The 21,843-nt window shown below is 35.4% G+C and carries 20 protein-coding genes; all 20 read right to left on the bottom strand.

Features of this window, described 5'->3' with window-relative positions:
- Nucleotides 1-4: 4 nt before the first annotated feature.
- The 20 genes from purF to EKM60_RS00915 all read right to left on the bottom strand — a co-directional run bounded on the left by purF (nt 5) and on the right by EKM60_RS00915 (nt 21,829).
- Nucleotides 5-1,435 carry an amidophosphoribosyltransferase gene (gene purF / locus EKM60_RS01010; RefSeq protein WP_125711671.1) on the bottom strand — a complete coding sequence of 477 codons (1,431 nt, stop codon included), beginning with the start codon at nt 1,433-1,435 and terminating at the stop codon, nt 5-7.
- The gene (purL, locus tag EKM60_RS01005; protein WP_125711670.1) at nt 1,414-3,627 is read right to left on the bottom strand and encodes a phosphoribosylformylglycinamidine synthase subunit PurL; all 2,214 of its coding nucleotides are present in this window, start codon (nt 3,625-3,627) and stop codon (nt 1,414-1,416) included. The genes purF and purL overlap by 22 nt, the downstream gene beginning before the upstream one ends.
- Nucleotides 3,628-4,305: a phosphoribosylformylglycinamidine synthase subunit PurQ gene (gene purQ, locus EKM60_RS01000; RefSeq protein WP_125711669.1), complete on the bottom strand. Its 678-nt coding sequence runs from the start codon at nt 4,303-4,305 to the stop codon at nt 3,628-3,630.
- A complete protein-coding gene (gene purS, locus EKM60_RS00995; RefSeq protein WP_125711668.1) occupies nt 4,302-4,553 on the bottom strand; it encodes a phosphoribosylformylglycinamidine synthase subunit PurS in 252 nt (83 codons plus the stop codon). The genes purQ and purS overlap by 4 nt, the downstream gene beginning before the upstream one ends.
- A gap of 2 nt (nt 4,554-4,555) precedes the next feature.
- A complete protein-coding gene (purC, locus tag EKM60_RS00990) occupies nt 4,556-5,263 on the bottom strand; it encodes a phosphoribosylaminoimidazolesuccinocarboxamide synthase (protein WP_125711861.1) in 708 nt (235 codons plus the stop codon).
- Between the two features lie 9 nt (nt 5,264-5,272).
- The gene (gene purK / locus EKM60_RS00985; RefSeq protein ID WP_125711667.1) at nt 5,273-6,400 is read right to left on the bottom strand and encodes a 5-(carboxyamino)imidazole ribonucleotide synthase; all 1,128 of its coding nucleotides are present in this window, start codon (nt 6,398-6,400) and stop codon (nt 5,273-5,275) included.
- Nucleotides 6,393-6,878: a 5-(carboxyamino)imidazole ribonucleotide mutase gene (purE, locus tag EKM60_RS00980; protein ID WP_125711666.1), complete on the bottom strand. Its 486-nt coding sequence runs from the start codon at nt 6,876-6,878 to the stop codon at nt 6,393-6,395. The genes purK and purE overlap by 8 nt, the downstream gene beginning before the upstream one ends.
- 248 nt (nt 6,879-7,126) lie before the next feature.
- The gene (rplS, locus tag EKM60_RS00975; protein WP_125711665.1) at nt 7,127-7,480 is read right to left on the bottom strand and encodes a 50S ribosomal protein L19; all 354 of its coding nucleotides are present in this window, start codon (nt 7,478-7,480) and stop codon (nt 7,127-7,129) included.
- A 115-nt stretch (nt 7,481-7,595) separates the two neighbouring features.
- Nucleotides 7,596-8,324, bottom strand: coding sequence for a tRNA (guanosine(37)-N1)-methyltransferase TrmD (gene trmD, locus EKM60_RS00970; RefSeq protein WP_125711664.1), 729 nt, complete (start codon nt 8,322-8,324; stop codon nt 7,596-7,598).
- Nucleotides 8,324-8,839: a ribosome maturation factor RimM gene (gene rimM, locus EKM60_RS00965; RefSeq protein WP_125711663.1), complete on the bottom strand. Its 516-nt coding sequence runs from the start codon at nt 8,837-8,839 to the stop codon at nt 8,324-8,326. Before rimM ends, trmD begins: the two co-directional genes overlap by 1 nt.
- 70 nt (nt 8,840-8,909) lie before the next feature.
- Nucleotides 8,910-9,182 carry a 30S ribosomal protein S16 gene (gene rpsP, locus EKM60_RS00960; RefSeq protein WP_125711662.1) on the bottom strand — a complete coding sequence of 91 codons (273 nt, stop codon included), beginning with the start codon at nt 9,180-9,182 and terminating at the stop codon, nt 8,910-8,912.
- Between the two features lie 88 nt (nt 9,183-9,270).
- Nucleotides 9,271-10,707 carry a signal recognition particle protein gene (gene ffh, locus EKM60_RS00955; protein WP_125711661.1) on the bottom strand — a complete coding sequence of 479 codons (1,437 nt, stop codon included), beginning with the start codon at nt 10,705-10,707 and terminating at the stop codon, nt 9,271-9,273.
- Nucleotides 10,708-10,716: 9 nt separating this feature from the next.
- Nucleotides 10,717-11,058, bottom strand: a complete 342-nt coding sequence (gene ylxM, locus EKM60_RS00950; RefSeq protein WP_125675764.1) for a YlxM family DNA-binding protein — start codon at nt 11,056-11,058, stop codon at nt 10,717-10,719.
- Nucleotide 11,059: 1 nt separating this feature from the next.
- The gene (ftsY, locus tag EKM60_RS00945; protein WP_125711660.1) at nt 11,060-12,418 is read right to left on the bottom strand and encodes a signal recognition particle-docking protein FtsY; all 1,359 of its coding nucleotides are present in this window, start codon (nt 12,416-12,418) and stop codon (nt 11,060-11,062) included.
- Nucleotides 12,419-12,430: 12 nt separating this feature from the next.
- Nucleotides 12,431-15,976, bottom strand: a complete 3,546-nt coding sequence (gene smc / locus EKM60_RS00940; RefSeq protein ID WP_125711659.1) for a chromosome segregation protein SMC — start codon at nt 15,974-15,976, stop codon at nt 12,431-12,433.
- A gap of 13 nt (nt 15,977-15,989) precedes the next feature.
- A complete protein-coding gene (gene rnc, locus EKM60_RS00935; protein WP_125711658.1) occupies nt 15,990-16,679 on the bottom strand; it encodes a ribonuclease III in 690 nt (229 codons plus the stop codon).
- An 85-nt stretch (nt 16,680-16,764) separates the two neighbouring features.
- Nucleotides 16,765-17,007: an acyl carrier protein gene (gene acpP / locus EKM60_RS00930; RefSeq protein WP_125711657.1), complete on the bottom strand. Its 243-nt coding sequence runs from the start codon at nt 17,005-17,007 to the stop codon at nt 16,765-16,767.
- Between the two features lie 37 nt (nt 17,008-17,044).
- A complete protein-coding gene (plsX, locus tag EKM60_RS00925) occupies nt 17,045-18,049 on the bottom strand; it encodes a phosphate acyltransferase PlsX (protein WP_191988828.1) in 1,005 nt (334 codons plus the stop codon).
- A 12-nt stretch (nt 18,050-18,061) separates the two neighbouring features.
- The gene (recG, locus tag EKM60_RS00920) at nt 18,062-20,098 is read right to left on the bottom strand and encodes an ATP-dependent DNA helicase RecG (RefSeq protein WP_125711655.1); all 2,037 of its coding nucleotides are present in this window, start codon (nt 20,096-20,098) and stop codon (nt 18,062-18,064) included.
- 54 nt (nt 20,099-20,152) lie between these two features.
- Nucleotides 20,153-21,829, bottom strand: coding sequence for a DAK2 domain-containing protein (locus EKM60_RS00915; protein ID WP_125711654.1), 1,677 nt, complete (start codon nt 21,827-21,829; stop codon nt 20,153-20,155).
- Nucleotides 21,830-21,843 lie beyond the last annotated feature (14 nt).

The following is a 21,843-nucleotide window of genomic DNA, read 5'->3' as shown; positions in this document are numbered from 1 at the left end:
CGATTTATTCCTTCCCGACCTTCAAAACTTCAGATACTTTTTCTTCATAGTCATATAAAGGTGTTGGATAATCACCATTAAAATATGACAAATCTAAGCCCTGATACGGTGCATCAAAATTTAATCCTATTGCTGAAATCAACCCTTCTTCGCTCAAAAATTCTAGTGAATCGGCCCCAAATTGTTGACGCATTTCCTCTTTAGTTTTTTGAGCCGCTATTAATTCCTTTGGATCTTGAATATCAATACCATAGAAACTTGGGTATTTGAATGGCGGCGAGGCAACTCTCAAATGAACTTCAATCGCCCCAGCATCTTTTAATAGTTGAACAATATAGGCACAAGTTGTTCCTCTAACAATTGAGTCATCAACTAGTACGACCTTCTTACCTTTAATAACACTCTTAACAGCTGCCAATTTTTGGCGAACACTTTTTTCTCTTAAAGCTTGATTTGGCTGGATAAATTCTCGTCCCATATACTGGTTCTTTATTAATCCCATTTCATAAGGTAATCCACTAGCTTCAGCATAGCCGTTAGCTGCTGGAAGAGAGGAATTAGGGATACCCACTACGATATCTGCGGTCACTGGTTTTTCTTTAGCTAAGTTCATTCCCATTTTTTTACGAGAAATATGAACATTAACACCCAATATATTAGAATCTGGTCTGGCAAAATATATATATTCCATTGAACATATGGCCATCTTAGTGTCATTAGTCCACTTATCTATTTTCATCCCATTGCCATTAATAATAATCAACTCACCAGGTTGTACATCCCTTACAAACTCAGCCGATACTGCATCCAATGCACATGTTTCACTGGCCACTACGTATCCACCTTCTGGTAATTTTCCAATCGACAATGGTCTAAGACCATGAGAATCTAAAGCCACTATTAAAGAATCTTTGGTCAGTTGAATGTATGCAAATCCGCCTTGAATTTGTTTTAATGCGTCCTTAATTTTATCTTCAAATAATATCTCACTAGAATGACGGATCAAATGCATTAATATTTCTGAATCAGAACTAGAAATGAAGATATCGCCTACCTGCTCCAACTTTTTTTTCAAAGTAACCGCATTAGTTAAATTACCATTGTGAGCTAAAGCAAATTGTTCATTCGTAAAATCGAAGAATAAAGGTTGTACGTTCTCAATTTTATTTTCACCAGCTGTCGAATATCTGACATGACCAATAGCCGAATTACCGCTTAATCTCTCAAGATACTCTGGCTTATCAAAAACTTGCGATAACAGTCCCAAATTACGGTATCCATCTAATTTTCCATTATTATTACAAACAATTCCGGCACTTTCTTGGCCACGATGTTGCAAACTATGTAATCCAAGATAAGTTAAGTATTGAGCATTTTCTACACCCCATACTCCAAAGACACCGCATTCTTCATTTAATTCTTTTTCATTAAACAAGATATGGCCCCTTTCCAAATAGAAATTGCTTCATCTAATTCAATCGTTGCTTCTGTATCAATTGTTTTGATATTCATTCTATTATCATCGGTTACAAAACCTATTTTTGCTCCATTGTTACCGATTAAATCTTCAAACTCTTTTTGATTATCCTTAGAAACAGATACAACGAATCTGGCTGGTGTTTCAGAAAATAAATACTCCGTAGGCATATTAACTTCGCACTGAAATCCTAATTTATTTTCAAATGCCGCCTCGGATAATGCGACTGATAATCCACCTTCTGATAAATCATGACAACTGTTTATTAACTTATTAGTGATAATCTTCAGAATCAGATTGAACCTACTTTCTACTTGATCCATATTGATTTTATTTAATGAACCTTTCACATCATGCATTTGTAATTGCTGAATTTCAGAGCCATTAAATTCATTTCTCGTTTCACCTATTAAATAAATCAAATCACCTGAATCCTTAAAACCTTGAGTAACCACGTTATCAATATCTTCAATCAATCCGGTCATTCCGATCATAGGACTCGGATAAATTGCTATTTCATTAAATTCGTTATATAACGAAACATTTCCAGATACGACTGGGATATTTAATCTTCTACTAGCCATAGCCATCCCGCTGACACTCTTTTCAAACTCCCAAAATATCTCTGGCTTCTCAGGATTCCCGTAATTTAAACAATCTGTTATGCCAATAGGAATAGCTCCAGATGCAACAAGATTGCTAGCTGCCTCGACCACAGCCATTTGACCTCCAATAAATGGATCTACATATACCATTCTGGAATTACCATCGTTAGTCATAGCAATTGCCTTTTTCGTATCCCTAACACGTACAACAGACGCATCACTACCTGGTTTAACTACAGTATTAGCTTTAATTTGAGAATCGTAAGTTTTATAAAAATACTCTTTGGACGATATGGTCGGTTGTCCCAAAATTTTTAACCATGTATCTTCAAGCGATTCGATCTCTGGTTTAAACTGCTCTTTACTATCCGTAATTCTATCCGGTTTAATCCCCACGTGTTTATATTCAGGTGCATCATCCACTAATCCAGAAATTGGAATATCACAAACTACTTTTCCCTGTTGATAAATTTTATATTTACCATCCATAGTTACCTTACCGATAACGACAGCGTCAAGCATTTTATCCGTAAAAAAGTCAATAATCTCTTGGCGGTATTTCGGTTTTATACATAAAACCATTCTCTCTTGAGATTCTGAAAGCATAATTTCATACGGAGTCATTTCCGTTTCTCTTTGTGGGACATTATCTAACTCTAGGATCAGACCGCTACCCGCTTTTGAGGCCATTTCAGCTGTAGAAGAAACTAGTCCAGCCGCTCCCATATCTTGAATCCCCATGATCCAATCAGAATGCTCATGCACTAGTTCTATACATGCATCCATCAACAATTTTTCCATAAAAGGATCGCCAACTTGAACTGCTGACCTTTGTGTATTGTTACTGTCAGTGAATTCATCCGATGCAAAAGTTGCGCCGTGGATCCCATCGCGACCAGTCTTGGCACCTACATAAACTATCAAATTATCTTTACCAGTAGCTTTACCGTATTTAACATCATCATGATCAATCAAACCTACACACATAGCATTTACAATTGGGTTCTTCTTATACCTGGCTTGAAAGGCAATTTCACCCCCAACAGTTGGAATACCAATACAATTTCCATAGCCACCAATTCCTGAGACTATTTCTTCGGCTAAATATTTAGTGTGAGCATCATCCAAATCACCGAATTTCAAACTATTTAATAATGCTATCGGTGTGGCACCCATGGAAAAAATATCTCTAATTATTCCACCAACACCAGTAGCCGCCCCTTGATATGGCTCGACTGCCGAAGGATGATTATGACTTTCTGCCTTAAATACAATGGCTTGATTATCGCCGATATCAATTATTCCAGCGTCTTCACCTGGGCCGGCAAGCACTCTTTCACTCTTATTGGAGAATTTACGCAAAACGTTCTTTGAATTCTTATAAGAACAATGCTCACTCCACATTACAGAAAATAATCCAGTTTCCGTATAGTTTGGTAATCTATCTAAAATATCGTTAGCTATAGTTTGAAATTCCTGGTCACTTAACCCCCAAGATCTATAGAGTTTGGTTTCTTGAATCATTTCGGCAGTCGGTTCAGTCATTTATAGATTCACCCTATTCATATGTGATTTTAAAATTGATTGAAACATTTTCAAGCCATCATCTGAACCAATTATTTCTTCTAAGGCTCTTTCTGGATGTGGCATCATTCCTAAAACATTGCCTTCTTTATTTATTATTCCAGCAATATTATCGACACTTCCATTAATATCTGAAGCATATCTAAAGACGATCTGATTGTTATCATTTATTTGTTTCAAGGTGGCAATATCACAATAGTAGTTACCTTCACCATGAGCTACGGGAATATTAATTATTTCATCGTAATCATATTCACTAGTAAAAATTGTTTGACTATTTTCAACTCTCAAATCAACTGTTTCACAAATGAATTTATTTTGGCGATTCCTCATTAGAGCCCCAGGTAACAATCCAATTTCAGTTAAGATTTGAAATCCATTACAGATTCCCAATATTGGTTTTCCTAAAATAGCCATCTTTTTTATTGTTTTTATGATGGGAGCATGAGCCGCTATGGCACCACTTCTCAGGTAATCGCCATATGAAAAGCCACCAGGAATCAATACGGCATCAAATCCATCCAACGATGTCTCTCTATAATCGATCATTTCAACTTCTGCATGAATACTATCTTTTACCGCAAAATACAGATCCTTGTCGCAATTAGATCCCGGGAATACAATCACAGCAAATTTCATTCCGCATCCTCCAATATTTCGTAGCGATAAGTTTCCATATTAGGATTTGCCAACAAGCTATCACAGATCAAGTTAATTTCTGAATCAATATCAGAAATATTATTATCAACATTCAGTTCAAAATACTTACCCATCCGTACGTCATTTATCGAAGTATGTCCCATTCCGTGGATTGCTTTTTTAATTGCTTCACCTTGTGGATCGAGAATTGATTCTTTATATGTCACATAAACTTTAACTAAACTCATACTTATCTGACTCCTTCTAATCGGTCTAAAACTTTTTTGTATGTAGTAACCAAATCAGCTTCATTCTTCCTAAAAACATCTTTATCAAAAGATTGATGACTAGTTTGATCCCACAATCGACAATTATCAGGCGAAAATTCATCAATTAGAATAATCCCCGTTTCAAAATGTCCAAATTCCAATTTAAAATCCACAAGATCTAGTTTGTCTTGATTAAATAATTCAACAAGAAGCTTATTTATTGCTAAAGTTTGTTTTTTAATTTCTTGTAATTCAGATTCATTGGCAATCCCAATTGATTCAATTTGTGATTCATTTATAGCTGGGTCATTTAATTCATCACTTTTAAAATAATATTCAATAACCGGCGGATCGAGCTTTTTACCTTCATCTAACGCAAATTTTCTAGCGAAACTACCAGCAATCGTATTTCTTAAAACAACTTCAATTGGTATTAATTTTGTTCTCTTAACCAGCTGTTCATTATCTGACAAGTCATTTATTAAGTGGGTTTCAATTCCATTTCTCATTAGGTAATGAAATATTAGGGAAGAAATTTTACAATTCAAATTACCTTTTCCAGTAATATGTTCCTTTCTGATACCATTTAATGCTGTAGCTTGATCTTTATAAAAAAGTATCAATTCATTATCATTATCAGTTTCAAAAACATCTTTTGCTTTTCCAGAATATATTAGCCGTTTATTCATCACAAACACTTAATCCTTCCAAATTGGGTTTTGTTTTAGCGCACTTATCGTATGTTCCACATCATTACTTAAAATAGTGATATGTCCCATTTTTCGATTAACCTTGCAGATATCTTTACCGTAGTCATGGAAATTCCATTCTGTATGCCTAAGCAAGTCAGCCTTCGCTGCTTCTATATGTTGACCTAATAAATTGATCATAACTGTTGAACTGAATAACTTAACTTCTGGCATTGGCCAACCGCAAATTCCCCGAATATGAGCATCAAATTGAGAAATATTACATGATTCAATCGTCAAATGACCTGAATTATGCGGTCTAGGTGCAATTTCATTTACATAAACTTTCTGACTTTTGGAAATAAAGAATTCTATACACATTGTTCCGACCAAATTCAATTGACGAGCAATTTGTTGTGCTATTTGATATGTTTCTTCTACGATTTCATTGTTGATTCTTGCTGGACAGTTACTAATATGCAAAATATTATTGTGATGTTCGTTTTCGATCAATGGAAAAATTGAATGCTGTTGATTTAAATTAGATGAAATAACTACAGAAACTTCTTTTAATAACTCAATCTTTGATTCTAAAATACAAGTTCCAAATTCAATTAATTTTTTAACCGCACTTTCATCAAAAGTTTCATTTTCAATCAAAATTTGACCTTTACCGTCATAACCACCTTCAACTGTTTTCAAAATTGCTGGATAATTCAAATCTCTCAATCCATTCTGAAAATCGTCAAACGTTTTAACAATTGTATGCGGAACAACTGGAAACTTATTATCAGAAAGAAAATTCTTTTCTCTAATACGATTTTGAGTAACTATCAAAGCTTTTGTTCCTTGAGGCACATCAGTATAATTTGTTATTTCTTCAATTGTTTCAGCATCGACGTTTTCAAATTCATAGGTTAAAACATCACATTTTTTAGCTAATTTAATCAGAGAATTCAAATCATCATATTCAGCAACTATTTGTTCATCTGAAACTTGTGCCGCTGAACAATTTTTGGTCGGATCTAAGATTATAACCTTATACCCTTTTTCTTTAGCTATAGAAGCCATCATCTGACCTAATTGTCCTCCACCAATAATGCCAATGGTTTCACCTGGTAAATGATATTTATTCAAGATCATTCCCACTTTCTATTGACTTATCATGCATTGCTTCTTGATAGTCAGATAACGATTTCAAATATTCTAAGTTAGTTAACGCACAGATACGTGTAGCCATGAGAGCGGCGTTAATCGCTCCTGCTTTACCAATTGCCATTGTGGCTACAGGAATACCACCTGGCATTTGAACAATCGACAACAGCGAATCCATCCCATTTAAAGCCTTTGACTGCACTGGGACCCCAATGACGGGTAACGTGGTTGCTGCTGCTATCATTCCAGGCAAATGTGCTGCTCCACCTGCTCCGGCGATTATAACTTTAATTCCATTACCGGAGGCATTCCTAGCGAAATTCAACATCTCTTCAGGCATTCGATGTGCTGATATCACATGAACTTCATATTCAACACTTAGCTTTTTCAATGTATCGATCGAATTCTGCATCGTTGGTAAATCTGAAACTGAACCCATAATTACTGCTACATCTTTCATAAGCCACTTTCTCCTTAAAGTATGTCATCAGTTTATCAATCCTATACGTGTTTTTCAATCAATTTACGTACATAAATTCATAAAATTAATCTTATTGTTCGTATAATTGACATTCAAAAACTTATTATAGCCGATTATTCAAATAATTATACGTGTTTAAATAATTAAGGATAATAAAAAAACAGATACCTTATTGAAGATATCTGTTTGGATACAAAAAAAGACACCGAAGTGTCTTTACAATTTGCTTATTTTTCAAGACGACGTTCTTTAATACGTGCTGCCTTACCTTTACGATCACGTAGATAGTAAAGCTTGCTACGACGTACAAGACCATGTCTAATAACTTCGATTTTTTCAACACGTGGTGTGTTTAGTGGGAATGTTCTTTCAACACCAACACCGCTACTCATCTTACGAACAGTATAAGTAGCACTAACGCCAGTTCCACGTCTCTTAATTACAACGCCTTCAAACAACTGGATACGTTCACGTGAACCTTCAACAACCTTGGCATGGACGCGAACAGTGTCACCAGGGCGGAAGTCAGGAATATCAGAACGTAGTTGTTCTTTAGTAATATCTTGAATTAATGGTTTCATAAATAATTTCTCCTAATTCGACACTCTTATGTATCTTAATTAATACACAGCGGAATATCGTTAATATGTGTTCAAACACTCTTACAATATTACATTATTGAATCTTATTTGTAAACTAATTTTCGGAACGAATTTCACGAAGTAATTTTTTCTCTTCATCATTCAACTCTACTGTATCTAATAGATCAGGTCGGCGTTCTAGAGTTTTTCTCAATGATTCTTTCAGACGCCAGATACGAATTTTTTCATGATCTCCACTAGTTAGGACCTCTGGTACTTTCTTGCCGCGAAAATCTGCTGGCCTAGAATACTGTGGATATTCCAACAATCCATGAGAGAAGGACTCGTCTTCGGCAGAAACTGAATTACCTAAAACCCCGGGTACAAATCTTAAAGTGGCATCAATCATATTCATAGTTGGCAATTCCCCACCAGTTAAAATATAATCACCGATTGAAACTTCATCAGTAACCAAATCTTTGATTCGTTCGTCAAAACCTTCATAGTGACCGCAAATAAATACTAACTGATCTTCCTTTGCAAAATCTCTAGCAGTCTTAGTATTAAAAGTTTTACCAGCTGGGTCGAGTAATATAACTCGTTTCTTACCCGGCTTCTTTTGTTCAACATAGTCCATGGCATCATAGATAGGTTGTGCCTGCAATAACATACCTGCCCCACCGCCGTAAGGAGAATCGTCAACATGATTTTGTTTGTTTGTAGTAAAATCTCTAAAATCAACTACATCCAAATTAACTAGCCCTTTTTCTTGTGCTTTACCAATTAAAGACTCATTTAAAGCCTGAAACATCTTAGGAAAAATGCTTAATACTGTTATATCCATTAGTCTATCAATCCATCCGGGATCTCGACATTAATAACTTCATTCTCGAGATCTACTTTTTTTACTACATCATCAATATATGGAATTAATACTTCATCGTATTTAGGACTCTTTACGACCCAAACATCATTTGGACCCAATTCCATAATTTCTTTAATTGTTCCTATTTCACCGATTTGTTCATCAACAACCTTCAACCCGATAATTTGACTGTAGAAAAATTCTCCATCTTTAAGCTTTGGTTTTACTTCATCGTTAGAAAATAATTCTGATTTAACATATTGTTCAACGTCATTTATATTATCGTATCCCTTAAACTTGATCAAAATGAAATTCTTATGTTTACGAGATGACTCAACGATAAATTCTTTTGAATCACTTGATTTCTTTAAAAAGAGTTTAGCGCCCTTTTTGAAACGTTCTTCAGGAAAGTCTGTAATTGGAATAATACGCAGTTCGCCTTTGATTCCATGAGTGTTAACAATTGTTCCGACTCGATATAAATTATCAGCCATTTATTCCTCCACATAAATAAATAGGACCACGACAAAACAAAGTTTTATCTGATCCCATTTTACTTATTCATTATTTTGAATATTTGTTTTCATGATATTTTTGCATAATACCATGTGTCTTAAGCAAGTTACGAACTGTATCTGAAGGTTGTGCACCTTTTTGTAACCAGTCCATAATTTTGTCATCGTCCAACTTGATTTCTTCTGGTTGAGCGATTGGGTTGTAATAACCAACTTGTTCGATGAAGCGACCATCACGTGGTGCACGTGAATCAGCAACAACAATTCTGTAGAAAGGTCTTAACTTACTACCCATACGTTTCATTCTAATCTTAACTGACATATTTTGTTTCCTCCTAAATACTTAACTTTGTTAGTATACACAAAAAAAATAATGGTGTAAAGTTTTTTTCTTTACACCATCGTTTTTTTTATGACTTAAAGCGTTTAATCTTCTTTAAACGCTTCTTCTTACGTTTCTTTTGTTTTTTAACCATTGAATGCATGGCCATCTTGCCCAACTTACCAGACATTCCGCCACCCATCATTTGTTCCATGCCAGACATGTTACCTTTACTCATCTGTTTCATCATGTCACGTGATTGTTTAAATTGCTTGATCATACGGTTAACTTCTTGAACATTACGTCCAGAACCGCTTGCGATACGGCGACGTCTTGAAGGATTTAACAGATCAGGATTCTCACGTTCTTTAGGAGTCATTGAATAAACAATAGCCTTCAAATGATCGATATCCTTTTCGCCAATATTAACATTAGCCATAGCAGGATTGTTGGCCATTCCAGGAATCATCTTCATCAATTCATCCATTGGACCCATCTTCTGGATCTGATCCATTTGATCAATAAAGTCGTTAAAGTCAAAACTATTCTCACGAATTTTTTCAGCCATATCTTTGGCTTGTTTTTCATCGTAATCAGTTTGAGCTTTTTCGATCAAAGTAAGCATGTCACCCATACCAAGAATACGGTTGGCCATACGATCAGGATGGAAGACATCTAGTTGATCTAACTTTTCACCTTGTCCAATAAACTTGATTGGTTTACCAGTAACGGCACGAATTGAAAGTGCGGCACCACCACGAGTGTCACCATCAAGCTTAGTTAATACAACACCGGTAATATCTAATTGCTCATCAAAACCGTGTGCAACTTTAGCAGCAACTTGACCAGTCATAGAATCAGCAACAAAGAGGATCTCATTTGGATGTGCTAACTCTTTGATCCTAGTCAATTCGTCCATCAATTTGTCATCAATTTCCAAACGACCGGCAGTATCAATAATTACATAATCATTTTTATTTTCAGCGGCTTGAGCTAATCCATTCTTGACAATATCAACTGGATCTTTATCAGTACCTTCTTCATAAACTGGTGCTCCAACTTGTTCAGCTACGGTCTTTAACTGTTCAATGGCAGCTGGACGATAAACGTCACCTGCAATAAAAATTGGACGAGCCTTTTCATTATTAATCAAATATTTAGCTAGCTTACCAGCTGTGGTAGTTTTACCAGCACCTTGAAGACCAACCATCATAATAATTGTTGGTATATGTGGAGATTTGTTCAAAGGAACAGCCTCTTCACCCATCAACTTGGTTAACTCATCATCAACAATCTTGATAACTTGTTGTGATGGACTCAAACTGTCCATTACTTCAGCGCCTAAAGCACGCTCTCTAACTTGCTTAACGAAATCTTTAACGACATCAAAGTTAACATCAGCTTCAAGTAAAGCCATTCTAACTTCACGCATTACTTTACGAACATCATCTTCAGAAAGTTTTCCTTTACCTCTCAACGTGGAAAAAACTTTTTGAAGTCGTTCACTTAATCCTTCAAAAGCCATCTCTTACTCCTACATCTCATTTATTTTTGAAATACGATTTACCAGTTCACTAAGCTCTTTATCTTCTGGATATCTGTCTAAAACAACTCGGTCAAGTTTCTTTGAAATATCATCGATTTCTTGAGTCTTCTTAATGAGACCAAGTTCTTTCTCAAATGATTCTAACAGACTAACGGACCGATGCAAATTGTCCAATACCGCTTGCCTAGAAACTTCTAACTGTTCAGAAATTTCACTAAGCGAAAAATCTTCAACATAATATAAATTCAAATACTGGCTCTGTTTCTTTGTCAGTAAAGAATGATAAAAGTTATACAACAAATTTACCTTGGTTGTTTCATCAATTTCCATACTATTCACCAGAACCGACAATTAATTCTTTAAATAACCCATAAATAAATTTCTCAGGATCAAAATCACGCAGATCATCCATTTGTTCTCCAAGACCAACTAATTTAACCGGTATATGAAGTTCATTTCTGATTGCCAAGACAATACCACCTTGAGAACTACCGTCGATTTTAGTTAAAACGATTCCTGAAACGTCAGTTGTTTCATTAAATTGTTTAGCCTGACTCAAAGCATTTTGTCCAGTTGATCCATCAAGTACTAAGAGCACTTCTTGAGGTGCTTCCGGCAACTCACGGGTGATAACACGCTTGATTTTTTCCAACTCACGCATTAATCCCTCTTTATTTTGTAAACGACCAGCAGTATCAACTAAAAGAATATCAAAGTCTTCCTCAACAGCACGATGAACAGCATCGAAAACAACTGAAGCGGGATCAGTTTGGGCCTTACTTGCTTGAACGGGTACCCCAACACGCTTACCCCAGACTTGAAGTTGCTCAATAGCACCTGCTCTAAATGTATCACCAGCAGCTAGAAGAACCTTCTTACCTTCTTGTTGGTAACGATGAGCTAGTTTACCAATTGTCGTTGTCTTACCAGCTCCATTAACACCTACAAATAAGAATACTGTTGGCGTCTTATCATTACTGAATTTAAGACTATTGTCTTCTTCCTTACCTTCTTCATCATACATATCTACTAACTTTTTAACGATAACATCAGATACATCAGAACGTTTTTTAACATTTTCTAATTTAACTTCTTCACGCAATTCATCCGAAAGACGCATAGCAGTTTCATACCCAACATCAGATTCAATCAATAATTCTTCCAAATCATCAAAGAATTCTTCATCAACACTTCTAAAGTTAGCCAAGAAACGATTAAAACGAGCACTAAATGAATTACGGCTCTTCTTTAACCCTTCGTCATATTCCTTAACATCATCTTTTTCTTCTGGTTCAGACTCTGCTTCTGGAGTTTCTTCAACCTCAGCATTTTCAGAATCTTCAGTCTCTTCTGACTCGGTAGTCTCTTCTTCAGGTTCAGAATTTTCAGAAGTCTCATCCACTTCTTCTTTAATTTTCTGTTTAGGCTCTACTGGTTCAGGTTTTGATTCTACTTCTGATTCTTCAAGTTCGTCATTTTGTTCTGGTTCAAATTCTGCATCACTTTTTTCTTCAGGTTCAGTTTTGCTTTCATCTGATTTAGAAGCAATATCCTCTGATTCAGTAGTTTTATCAGCAGAATTTACTTCAGGCTCTTCAGTATTTTTGGCGGTTTCATCAACTTTTTCAGTTTCTTTTGGTTCAGATTCTTTGCCAGTAAAGGCTTTTTTAATTCGATCAAAAAGTCCCATATATTAATCTCCTTATTTTTCTACTTCAACAGATAACATTTTAGAAACACCGGATTCCTCCATTGTAACGCCATAAAGACGGTTAACATTCATCATTGTACCCTTACGATGGGTAATTACGATAAATTCTGTATTATCGTCATATTTATTTAAATAATTAGCAAAGCGATAAACATTGGCATCATCAAGTGACGCTTCAACTTCATCCAAAATACAAAATGGAACTGGATGTACTTTAATAATAGCGAACAACAACGTAATGGCTGTTAAAGCCTTTTCACCACCGGATAGTAGACTCAATCTTTGAAATTTCTTCCCGGGCGGCTGTGCAATGATTTCAATGCCTGTTTCTAACAAGTTACTGGGATCGGTTAAAACTAATTTGGCACGTCCACCTGCAAACATCTCTGGGAAAATTGTCTCAAAGGCTGCGGCTACGCTATCAAAAGTTCTCTTAAAGCGTGTCATAACTTCATTATTCATCTCTGACATTGTATCCATCAACTGTTTTCTGGCAGTTAAAAGATCATCTTGTTGTTGTGTCAAAAATTCATAGCGATCTTTAACCTTATCATATTCAGCAATCGCAGAAATATTTACCGGACCTAACTCGTCGATCCCCATCTTTAGCAAATTGGCGTTTTTCTTCAATTCATCTGGATCAGCATCTTGTTTCTTCAAATTGACCATAGCAGCTTCATATGTTAACTGATAATCCTTAGCCAATATATCTAAGCGACTGTCAATCTGGTTAGTTAATTTAGTTACTTGAATAGCTAAATTCTCTTGTTGGTCAGAAGCAGACTTTTGCAGATCAAAGTTTCTTTGAGCTAGTTCGTTTAATTTTTTAGCATTGATTTCTTCTTGATCACGTTGATCTTGCAAAGAACTCAAAGTTTTCTTCAATTGAGTGATTTCAGTATTCAAGTTTTCAATTCTAGATTTGATTTCAGAATTACTTAAATCTAACGTACTCTTTTCATTATTCAATTGATCTAAGCGAATCTTTAATTCTTTGATCTGTTCATCATTAGATTCCATTTCAGAAATCAAGCGTTTATGCTGATTATTCTCATTCTCAAAATTACTCTTAACAACAGCCAAATCAGTCTGATACTTCTGAATTTTTTCATTAGTAGATGACAGTTTAGAATCAAAATCATTCAGAGTCTTTTGCTTATCATCAATAGCGGACTGTAATTTGATTAATTCTTTCTTTAAATCCTCAGCAATTTTCAATTGATTATCTAAATTGTCAGCTAATTCTTTTTTCTCAGCTTTTGTCTTAGACTGATTATACTCATAAGCTGACCGTTGACTTTCAAAATGTTTTAATTCATTTTGTTGGGTGGATAAATCACTGTTCAGACTGCTCTTCTTTTGATTAAAAGACTCTAAATCTTTGTCAACACTGGACTTTTCTTGACGTAAGCTAATTAGCTTCTCACGCAGATCTGAAACTGACTTTTGTTTTTGATCAAGGATCAGTTCTTTTTTGGACAATTGAGCCACTAATTCCTTCAAATCTTCTTTTCTACTTAAAAGACTTGAATTTACTCGACGTTTTTGTCCACCTGTCAAAGAACCTCCAGCATTGACAACATTACCATCGAGCGTAACGACACGATATTTACGATGAACGGCTGCAGAAACTTTTGTAGCAGCATCAATATCAGTCGCAATCAATAGATTACCCAAGATATTTTGAACAATATTATTAACACTTTGATCAAATTCAACCAAATTACTTGCCACATCAATGAATCCAACAACACTATGAGCTGCATTCAAATCAGTTGAATAAACACTCCTAGGTTGAATAATATTTTGAGGCAAGAAAGTCGCACGACCAGCATTTTTTTGTCTTAAGAATGCGATGGCACGTTTGGCGGCAGGTTCATCTTTAGTTACGATCGACTGCAATTGATTGCTGACAACTGTTTCAATTGCCAATTGATATTTTTTAGGAACTATGATCAATTCAGCAACAGCGCCAACTATTCCATCGAGTGACTGTTGATTATTCAAAATGTTTTTTGTACCTTCATAAAATCCAGCATGTTCTTGCTCCATATTTTCCAATACAGTTTTACGTGCCTTGATTTCTTGAAGATTCTCTAATTCATGCAAATAATCCTGATTCTCATTTTGACCTTGTTCAGTCACTTGATCGATAGAAGCGGAAATAGTCTGACCTTTTTTGATCAAGTCTTGATTATCACTGACCAACTTGTCAATTTCTTGATTAGTTGTAGAAATCGACTGATTTAGTTTGTCAATTTCAGCTGCAACTTTGTCAGTATTCGTACTTTGCTCTTGCTCTAACTCAGAAATTCTTGCTAATTGTCGTTGACTGAATTTTTGTTCATTATTATTTGATACTTGCTCTTGTAAGCTATTAACGTACTGATCTCTAATTTGATCAATTTCTTTTTGGAGATCTTCAGGCGTTTGTGTTTTTAAATGTTCAATTTCTTTCAATTCTTTTTGATATGACTTAATTTTTTGCTGATAGTCATCCAAAGATTTTTGACAAGTTGCTAATTGTATCTGACTAGTTTTCTTAGCATTCAACAGTTTTTCTAAACGGTCATTTAATGAATCTTGCGTACTAGTATTGTATCCATTTCTCTCATCAGCAACAGCTATTTGACCATTTAAAATTTCCAAGGCTCGAGTTTTTTCTACTAAGCCATTCTGATGATCATCAATTTTTTTAGTAAATTCACTGATTCTTGTTCGGTTGGCATTAAGATCGGCCGTAGATTGTTTAACTTTTTTCTCAATTTCTTGCAGACTTAGCTTAACTTCGCGCAACTCATTATTAACTTTGCGCTTTTGAATAGAAGTATCTTTTATTTCAATCGTCAAAATCTGTTGATAAATCGCATCATATTGACTTTTTTGTGTTTGATAGTCTCTAGCGATACTAGCCTGTTCTTTTAATGGTTCAACTTGTTTGGCCAATTCGGAAACAATATCAGAAACACGATGTAAATTATCAGTCGTTTCTGACAACTTACTTTCAGCCTGAATTTTTTTTTGCTTAAATAAAGCAATCCCAGCGGACTCTTCAATAATTGAACGTCTTTGCACTGGCTTGCTATTGAATATTTCCTCAACTCGACCTTGTGAAATGATTGAAAAAGATTGTTTACCCATACCTGAATCCATAAATAGTTCAGTAATATCCTTGAGACGACAATCTTTATTATTAATTGAAAATTCCGTATCACCATTACGATATAGTTTACGTTTGATCAAAATATTTTCTTGATCAGATTTCAATTCTTTATGTGAATTATCAAACTCTAAAATAACTTCAGCGTGATTCATTTGTGAACGTGTATCACTACCGGCAAAAATAATATCGGCCATTTTATCACCACGTAAGCTTTTGGCTGATTGCTCGCCCATGACCCAACGAATCGCTTCAGTAATATTCGACTTTCCACTTCCGTTCGGTCCAACGATACCTGTAATTCCACTTGTAAAGTCAATCTTTGTTTTATCAGCAAAAGATTTGAATCCGTTGATTGTTAATGATTTTAATGGCATAAAATACAAACTCCTATAATTCTTCTAACGCTTTCTTAGCGGCCATTTGTTCTGCATGTTTCTTGCTGTAACCAAAGCCTTTTGATAAGAATTTCCCGTTTACTAGTAACTCTACTTCAAATTTTTTGTCGTGATCAGGTCCTTCTTCATCTATGACTTCATAGTCAATTTCCACTTCGCCAGATTGTTGAAGTTTCTCTTGAATATGTGTCTTAAAGTCAGTATCTTCTGAAAATTCTCCTGAATCAATATGAGGATAAACAACTTTTTTCAAGAATTCATCCACTTTTTTATTTCCTTGATCTAAGTAAAGTGCTCCATTAAAGGCTTCAAAGATATCCTCCAATAGGGTATGTCTTTGTCTGGCACCTTGCTTCTCTTCACCCTTACCGATCAATAAATATTTATCTATTTGTATTTGTTTGGCAAATCTAGCGAAACTATCAGTTCTAACAATGTCTGATCTCAAACGTGTTAATTTTCCTTCTGGTAGTTCTGGAAATTTTTCGAAGAGATATTTAGAAATATTTATTTCCAAAACGGCATCCCCCAAAAATTCCAAACGTTCATAATCACCAATACCTAATTCTTTATGCTCATTATCAAAGGAAGAATGTGTCATTGCACGTTCGACCAATTTTTTATTATTGAAATTTATTCCATAGTTTTCACTTAGGTAACTCAAAAATTTCGGATCTAACATGATATGCCCCTTTCCGATAATATTAATTATACTAAATTTTTACCCTTAAATAATTATTCAGGCAAAAAAATAAGACCTAACGGCCTTAATTTTGATGTTCTTTAATATAATTAACAGCTTGTCCCACTGTTGTGATCTTTTCAGCATCTTCATCAGGGATCTCTTGATCGAATTCTTCTTCAAGTTCCAAAACAAATTCAACTAAGTCAATTGAATCTGCATCAAGATCATCCGTAAATGATGTTTCGTTTTTAACTGCTTCAGCGTCAACTTCAAATTTATCGACGATCATAGTTTTGATTTTTTCAAAAATTTCTTGTTCTGACATTTAAATAACTCTCCTGTTTTTCCCAAGTTTGTTTAAATTATTTCTTTTGTTCCATTTTTTCAAAATACTTGTTGGCCTTGTTTATTGTATCGTTAAGCAACATACCATAAATCTGTTTTACTGTATAGAAAACAGTCTTTGCATCAGCGGCTCCATGCGCTTTAACAACAGGTGACTTCAATCCTAAAAGAACCGCACCGCCAGCTTGAGAAGTATCAAACATATCTTTTAACGACTTCAACGATGGAGCAACAATAGCAGCCCCCATTTTAGTAAAGAAACCGCTATTTAGCAAGGCATTCTTTAATTGACTCAATAAAATGGTTGCAGTTCCTTCAGTTGCCTTTAGTGCAGCATTTCCGGTAAAACCATCAGTAACAATGACATCAGCTACTCCAGCCAAAATATTATTTGATTCAACGTTACCCACAAAGTTGATACCTTCAGTACTTTCAAGTAATTCATAAGCTTCTTTATGAAGAGTATCACCTTTATCTTCTTCAGTACCGTTATTCAATAAAGCCACTCTTGGTTCTTCAATTTGTTTAATATCATGTGCATAAATTGAACCCATGATTGCCCATTGCTGTAAATATGCAGCTTTGGCCTCAGCATTAGCACCAACATCCAAAACATTTACACCCAATGGAGAATTTGTAACAGGTAAAGTAGGCATTAAAGCTGGACGTGCAACTTGCTTGATTCGACCAACAATAAAAATTCCAGCAGCTAATAAAGCCCCTGTATTACCTAATGACAACATAGCATCGGCTTCTTTATTTTTGACCGACTTAGCAGCTAATACCATTGACGAGTTCTTCTTAGAACGAATTGCCTTAACAGGTTCATCCGTTCCTAAAATTTCTTCATCAGTATTAACAATTGTTATCCGTTTATCACTTTTTAAGTATTCTCTAATCTTTGTTTCATCACCGTAAAGAACGAACTCCAAATCCTCCCATTCGTCACGTGACTGTTCAATACCTTCAACTATGACCTGCGGTGCATTATCTCCACCCATAGCATCTACAGCAATCTTCATTATATTTCCTCACTAATCAAAATTATTTAACTGTTCAAATTCATCATTCAAGAAAGATTTTAACACTTTATTTTCTGGTTTTTCCATAGCCTCGTCCTTAAACATCGCCTCAGCCTCAATTTGAGCTGTTTCCAATATGTTGATATCAGCAACAGGATCACCAACTTTAAAGTCTGGCAAACCAGATTGACGACTACCCAAAACATCCCCGGCTCCACGCATTTTTAGATCCTCTTCAGCTAAAACAAAACCATCGTTTGTTGATGTTAAAATCTTCATTCTTTCTAAAGCTGTTTCGTTTTTGGGATCAGCAATCAGAATACAATATGACTGTTTCTCACCACGACCAACGCGACCTCGCAATTGATGTAACTGTGATAAACCAAAACGATTTGCATCATAGATCACCATCACCGATGCATTAGGTACATCCACTCCAACTTCAATAACAGTCGTCGAAACCAAGACATCTATCTTTTGATGACTGAATTGATTCATTACGTCTTCTTTTTGATCATTTGGCATCTGACCATGAAGCAAACCGATCTTATATTTTGGTGCAAATAACTCATTAAACTTATCATAAATCAATTCAGCATTCTTTAAATCTATCTTTTCAGACTCAGAAATAAGTGGTGTAACAACATAAATCTGTGCTTTATCAGCTAATTCTTTAGTTACAAAACGATACATCTGTTCAATTTTTTGACTTCTGATCCAGTAAGTTTCGATTTTTTTACGACCGGCTGGCAACTCGTCAATTCTTGAAACGTCCATATCTCCATATGTCGTTATCGCTAATGTTCTCGGAATCGGGGTCGCCGTCATAGCTAATACATCAGGATTATTACCCTTTTCACGCAAATCTTTACGCTGATTAACACCAAAACGATGTTGCTCGTCGATTACTATCAAACCTAAATCTTTAAATTCAACACTATCTTGAATCAATGCATGTGTTCCAACAATAACATTAGTTTTACCAGCCCTAACATTGTCAGCTATTGCATCGTGCTCCTTTTTAGTCTGTGAACCAGTCAAAATACTCGTTCTTATTTTCAAAGGTGCTAACAATTTCCCAATTTTCTCAAAGTGTTGTTGTGCCAAAATTTCTGTTGGCGCCATAATGGCCGCCTGATATCCTGCCGTCACTGAAGCTAACATAGCAATCACTGCTACGATCGTCTTACCTGAACCAACATCACCTTGAAGCAATCGATTCATATGATGAGTGGAATTCATATCCTCTAGGATCTCTTGAGTGACTCGTGCTTGAGCTGTTGTTAAATCAAAGGGCAAGTTATCAATAAAATCTTCAATATATTTTTTGTCGTAATTCTCTAACAGACCAATCTGATTGACCTGATCTTGAGACTTCATATTCTGAATACCACATTCAAATAAGAAAAATTCCCTAAATTTAGCGGTTCTTCTAGCTAGTTCATTCTGTTCATCATTCTTAGGAAAATGCATCCCTTGAACCATATCTTTATCATTCATCAAATGATATTTTTCTAAAATACGTTCGGGAATGATCGTTTTAATTTGATCAGAATACTCTTCATAGGCTGCCTTGATCAAATTTATTAAAGTTTTTTGATGAATATTTTTATTCACGGAATAAACTGAATCAATCGAATCTTCAGCATGTCCATCACCAATAACTTTCATACCAGTGATAGCACGACGATTTTGATTCCATTTACCATAGACCGCGACTTCATTTCCAGTTACGAATTTATCCTTTAACCATGGTTGATTGAAAAAAGTAACCATGACTGATTCATTTTCAACAATAATTCTGACATTCAAACGATTTTTTTTATATCCAAATCTAGCTACAACTGGATCACTAGCGACTATCCCTTTTAAGAGAATCTTCTCTTGATCGATCGCATCATCCAGTGATTTTACTTCCATATCCTCATACCGGAAGGGAAAATAGAATAATAAGTCATAAATATTCTCAATACCTAAGGACTTGATAGCTTCAAATCGCTTGGCTCCCACTCCTGGTAAAGCTGATACTGGAACTGTTCTTAAATCCATTTTCCCTCCTAAATAAAACAAGTTTGGAACGCAAGGTCCCAAACTCATTGTTTGTTATTCTACAGCAATTAAATAAGGATAAACTGGTTGATCACCTTGATGAATTTCAGTTTCTAAGTCTGCATACTTTTCATCTAAATAATCTGAAACCTTTTGAGCATCGGCTTTATTACCATCTTGACCAACCAAAATTGTAATAACTTCACTATCTTCATCGATCATCTTATCAAGTGTTTCTTCAGTTACAGAAATAATATCTTCAGAATCAACTAAGATCTTGCCATCGACAATACCCATATAGTGACCCTTTGTGATCTTCAATCCGTCAATTTCTGTGTCACGAATAGCTTCAGTGATTTGACCACTCTTAACGGTATCTAATGAATCTTCCATGTTGTCTTTATTTTCGTCTAATTCAGCCTCAGGGTTAAATGACAGCATTGCCGTCATACCTTGTGAGATCGTCTTAGAAGCAACAATAGCAACCGGAATATTGACCAATTCTGCTGCTTGCTTAGCGGCCATAACGATATTACCGTTATTTGGTAAAATAATTGCTCGTTTAGCATTTGAAGCATTGATCGCATCCACAATATCATTTGTAGATGGATTCATTGTCTGTCCACCACTGATAACATGTGTAACACCCAAACTTTCAAATAACGTTGAAAGACCGTCACCTGAAGATACGGCAATAACCGCATAGTCGATTGGTTGGCTGCTTACTGGTGTTGCGATCTCATCTTCGTCAACAATAGTTTCATGTTGAATACGCATATTGTCGATCTTGATTTTTGTTAAAGCACCGTACTTTCTACCAGCTTCCCAAACTTTATATGGATAGTTAGTATGAACGTGAACCTTAACAACTTCATCATCGGAAACAACTAATAATGAATCACCAATTTCACTTAAATATTGACGGAATTCTTCATAATCGAATTTTTCATCAGTTGTTGGATTTTCACCCAGTTCAACCATCATCTCTGTACAATATCCGTTTTCGATCGAGTCAGTATTGAATTGACTTTGAACAGATTCTTGATGATGAGTTGCATTGATCATTTCATCCATCTCAGCTTCATCTGGCGTATATGCTTCATTATCTGAAGCCTCACCTGAGAGACCTTCCAAAAATCCTTCATAAATAAACACTAGACCTTGACCACCAGAATCGACAACGCCGACTTCTTTTAGGACTGGCAATAGTGATGGTGTCTTTTCCAAACCGACTTTGGAACCTTTAACAACCGCTGTCATAACTTGAACTATATCAGTTGTCTCTTTAGCCTTCTTAATACCGGCTTCAGCACCATATTTAGCAACAGTTAGTATAGTTCCTTCAACTGGCTTCATAACAGCCTTATAAGCTGTTTTTACGCCATCTTCAAAGGCTGATGCTAAATCATTAGCATCCAAAGACTCTTTTTTCTCAATACTCTTTGAGAAACCTCTGAACAACTGAGACGTGATAACACCTGAGTTACCTCTGGCACCCATCAATAATCCCTTAGCTAGCGCTTTACCTAAAGTACCAACATGATTACTTTCTGATTCATTGACAGCTTTAAATCCGCTTTGGATCGTAAGACTCATATTTGTACCAGTATCCCCATCTGGGACAGGAAAAACATTTAGTGAATTAACAAATTTAGCATTTTTTTCTAGACGATGTGAGGCAACTCGCACCATATCAGAAAATTCATTTTTGGTAATAAGTTCTTTGCTCAAAAAAATTCCCTCCA

Origin of the sequence: Companilactobacillus kedongensis (assembly GCF_003946625.1) — a bacterium.
Taxonomy (GTDB): Bacteria; Bacillota; Bacilli; order Lactobacillales; family Lactobacillaceae; genus Companilactobacillus; species Companilactobacillus kedongensis.
Note: the sequence above shows the minus strand (reverse complement) of the source record. Positions and strands in the feature narration are given on the sequence as shown.

Coding starts and splice junctions, on each gene's coding strand:
- ffh (WP_125711661.1), bottom strand. CDS start 10,707: ATGGCTTTTGAAGGATTAAGTGAACGACTTCAAAAAGTTTTTTCCACG.
- rplS (WP_125711665.1), bottom strand. CDS start 7,480: ATGAAACCATTAATTCAAGATATTACTAAAGAACAACTACGTTCTGAT.
- purE (WP_125711666.1), bottom strand. CDS start 6,878: ATGAAAGATGTAGCAGTAATTATGGGTTCAGTTTCAGATTTACCAACG.
- ftsY (WP_125711660.1), bottom strand. CDS start 12,418: ATGGGACTTTTTGATCGAATTAAAAAAGCCTTTACTGGCAAAGAATCT.
- rpsP (WP_125711662.1), bottom strand. CDS start 9,182: ATGTCAGTTAAGATTAGAATGAAACGTATGGGTAGTAAGTTAAGACCT.
- recG (WP_125711655.1), bottom strand. CDS start 20,098: ATGGATTTAAGAACAGTTCCAGTATCAGCTTTACCAGGAGTGGGAGCC.
- purC (WP_125711861.1), bottom strand. CDS start 5,263: ATGAATAAACGGCTAATATATTCTGGAAAAGCAAAAGATGTTTTTGAA.
- purQ (WP_125711669.1), bottom strand. CDS start 4,305: ATGAAATTTGCTGTGATTGTATTCCCGGGATCTAATTGCGACAAGGAT.
- purL (WP_125711670.1), bottom strand. CDS start 3,627: ATGACTGAACCGACTGCCGAAATGATTCAAGAAACCAAACTCTATAGA.
- plsX (WP_191988828.1), bottom strand. CDS start 18,049: ATGAAGATTGCTGTAGATGCTATGGGTGGAGATAATGCACCGCAGGTC.
- purS (WP_125711668.1), bottom strand. CDS start 4,553: ATGAGTTTAGTTAAAGTTTATGTGACATATAAAGAATCAATTCTCGAT.
- rimM (WP_125711663.1), bottom strand. CDS start 8,839: ATGGCTGATAATTTATATCGAGTCGGAACAATTGTTAACACTCATGGA.
- acpP (WP_125711657.1), bottom strand. CDS start 17,007: ATGTCAGAACAAGAAATTTTTGAAAAAATCAAAACTATGATCGTCGAT.
- rnc (WP_125711658.1), bottom strand. CDS start 16,679: ATGTTAGATCCGAAATTTTTGAGTTACCTAAGTGAAAACTATGGAATA.
- ylxM (WP_125675764.1), bottom strand. CDS start 11,058: ATGGAAATTGATGAAACAACCAAGGTAAATTTGTTGTATAACTTTTAT.
- smc (WP_125711659.1), bottom strand. CDS start 15,976: ATGCCATTAAAATCATTAACAATCAACGGATTCAAATCTTTTGCTGAT.
- trmD (WP_125711664.1), bottom strand. CDS start 8,324: ATGGATATAACAGTATTAAGCATTTTTCCTAAGATGTTTCAGGCTTTA.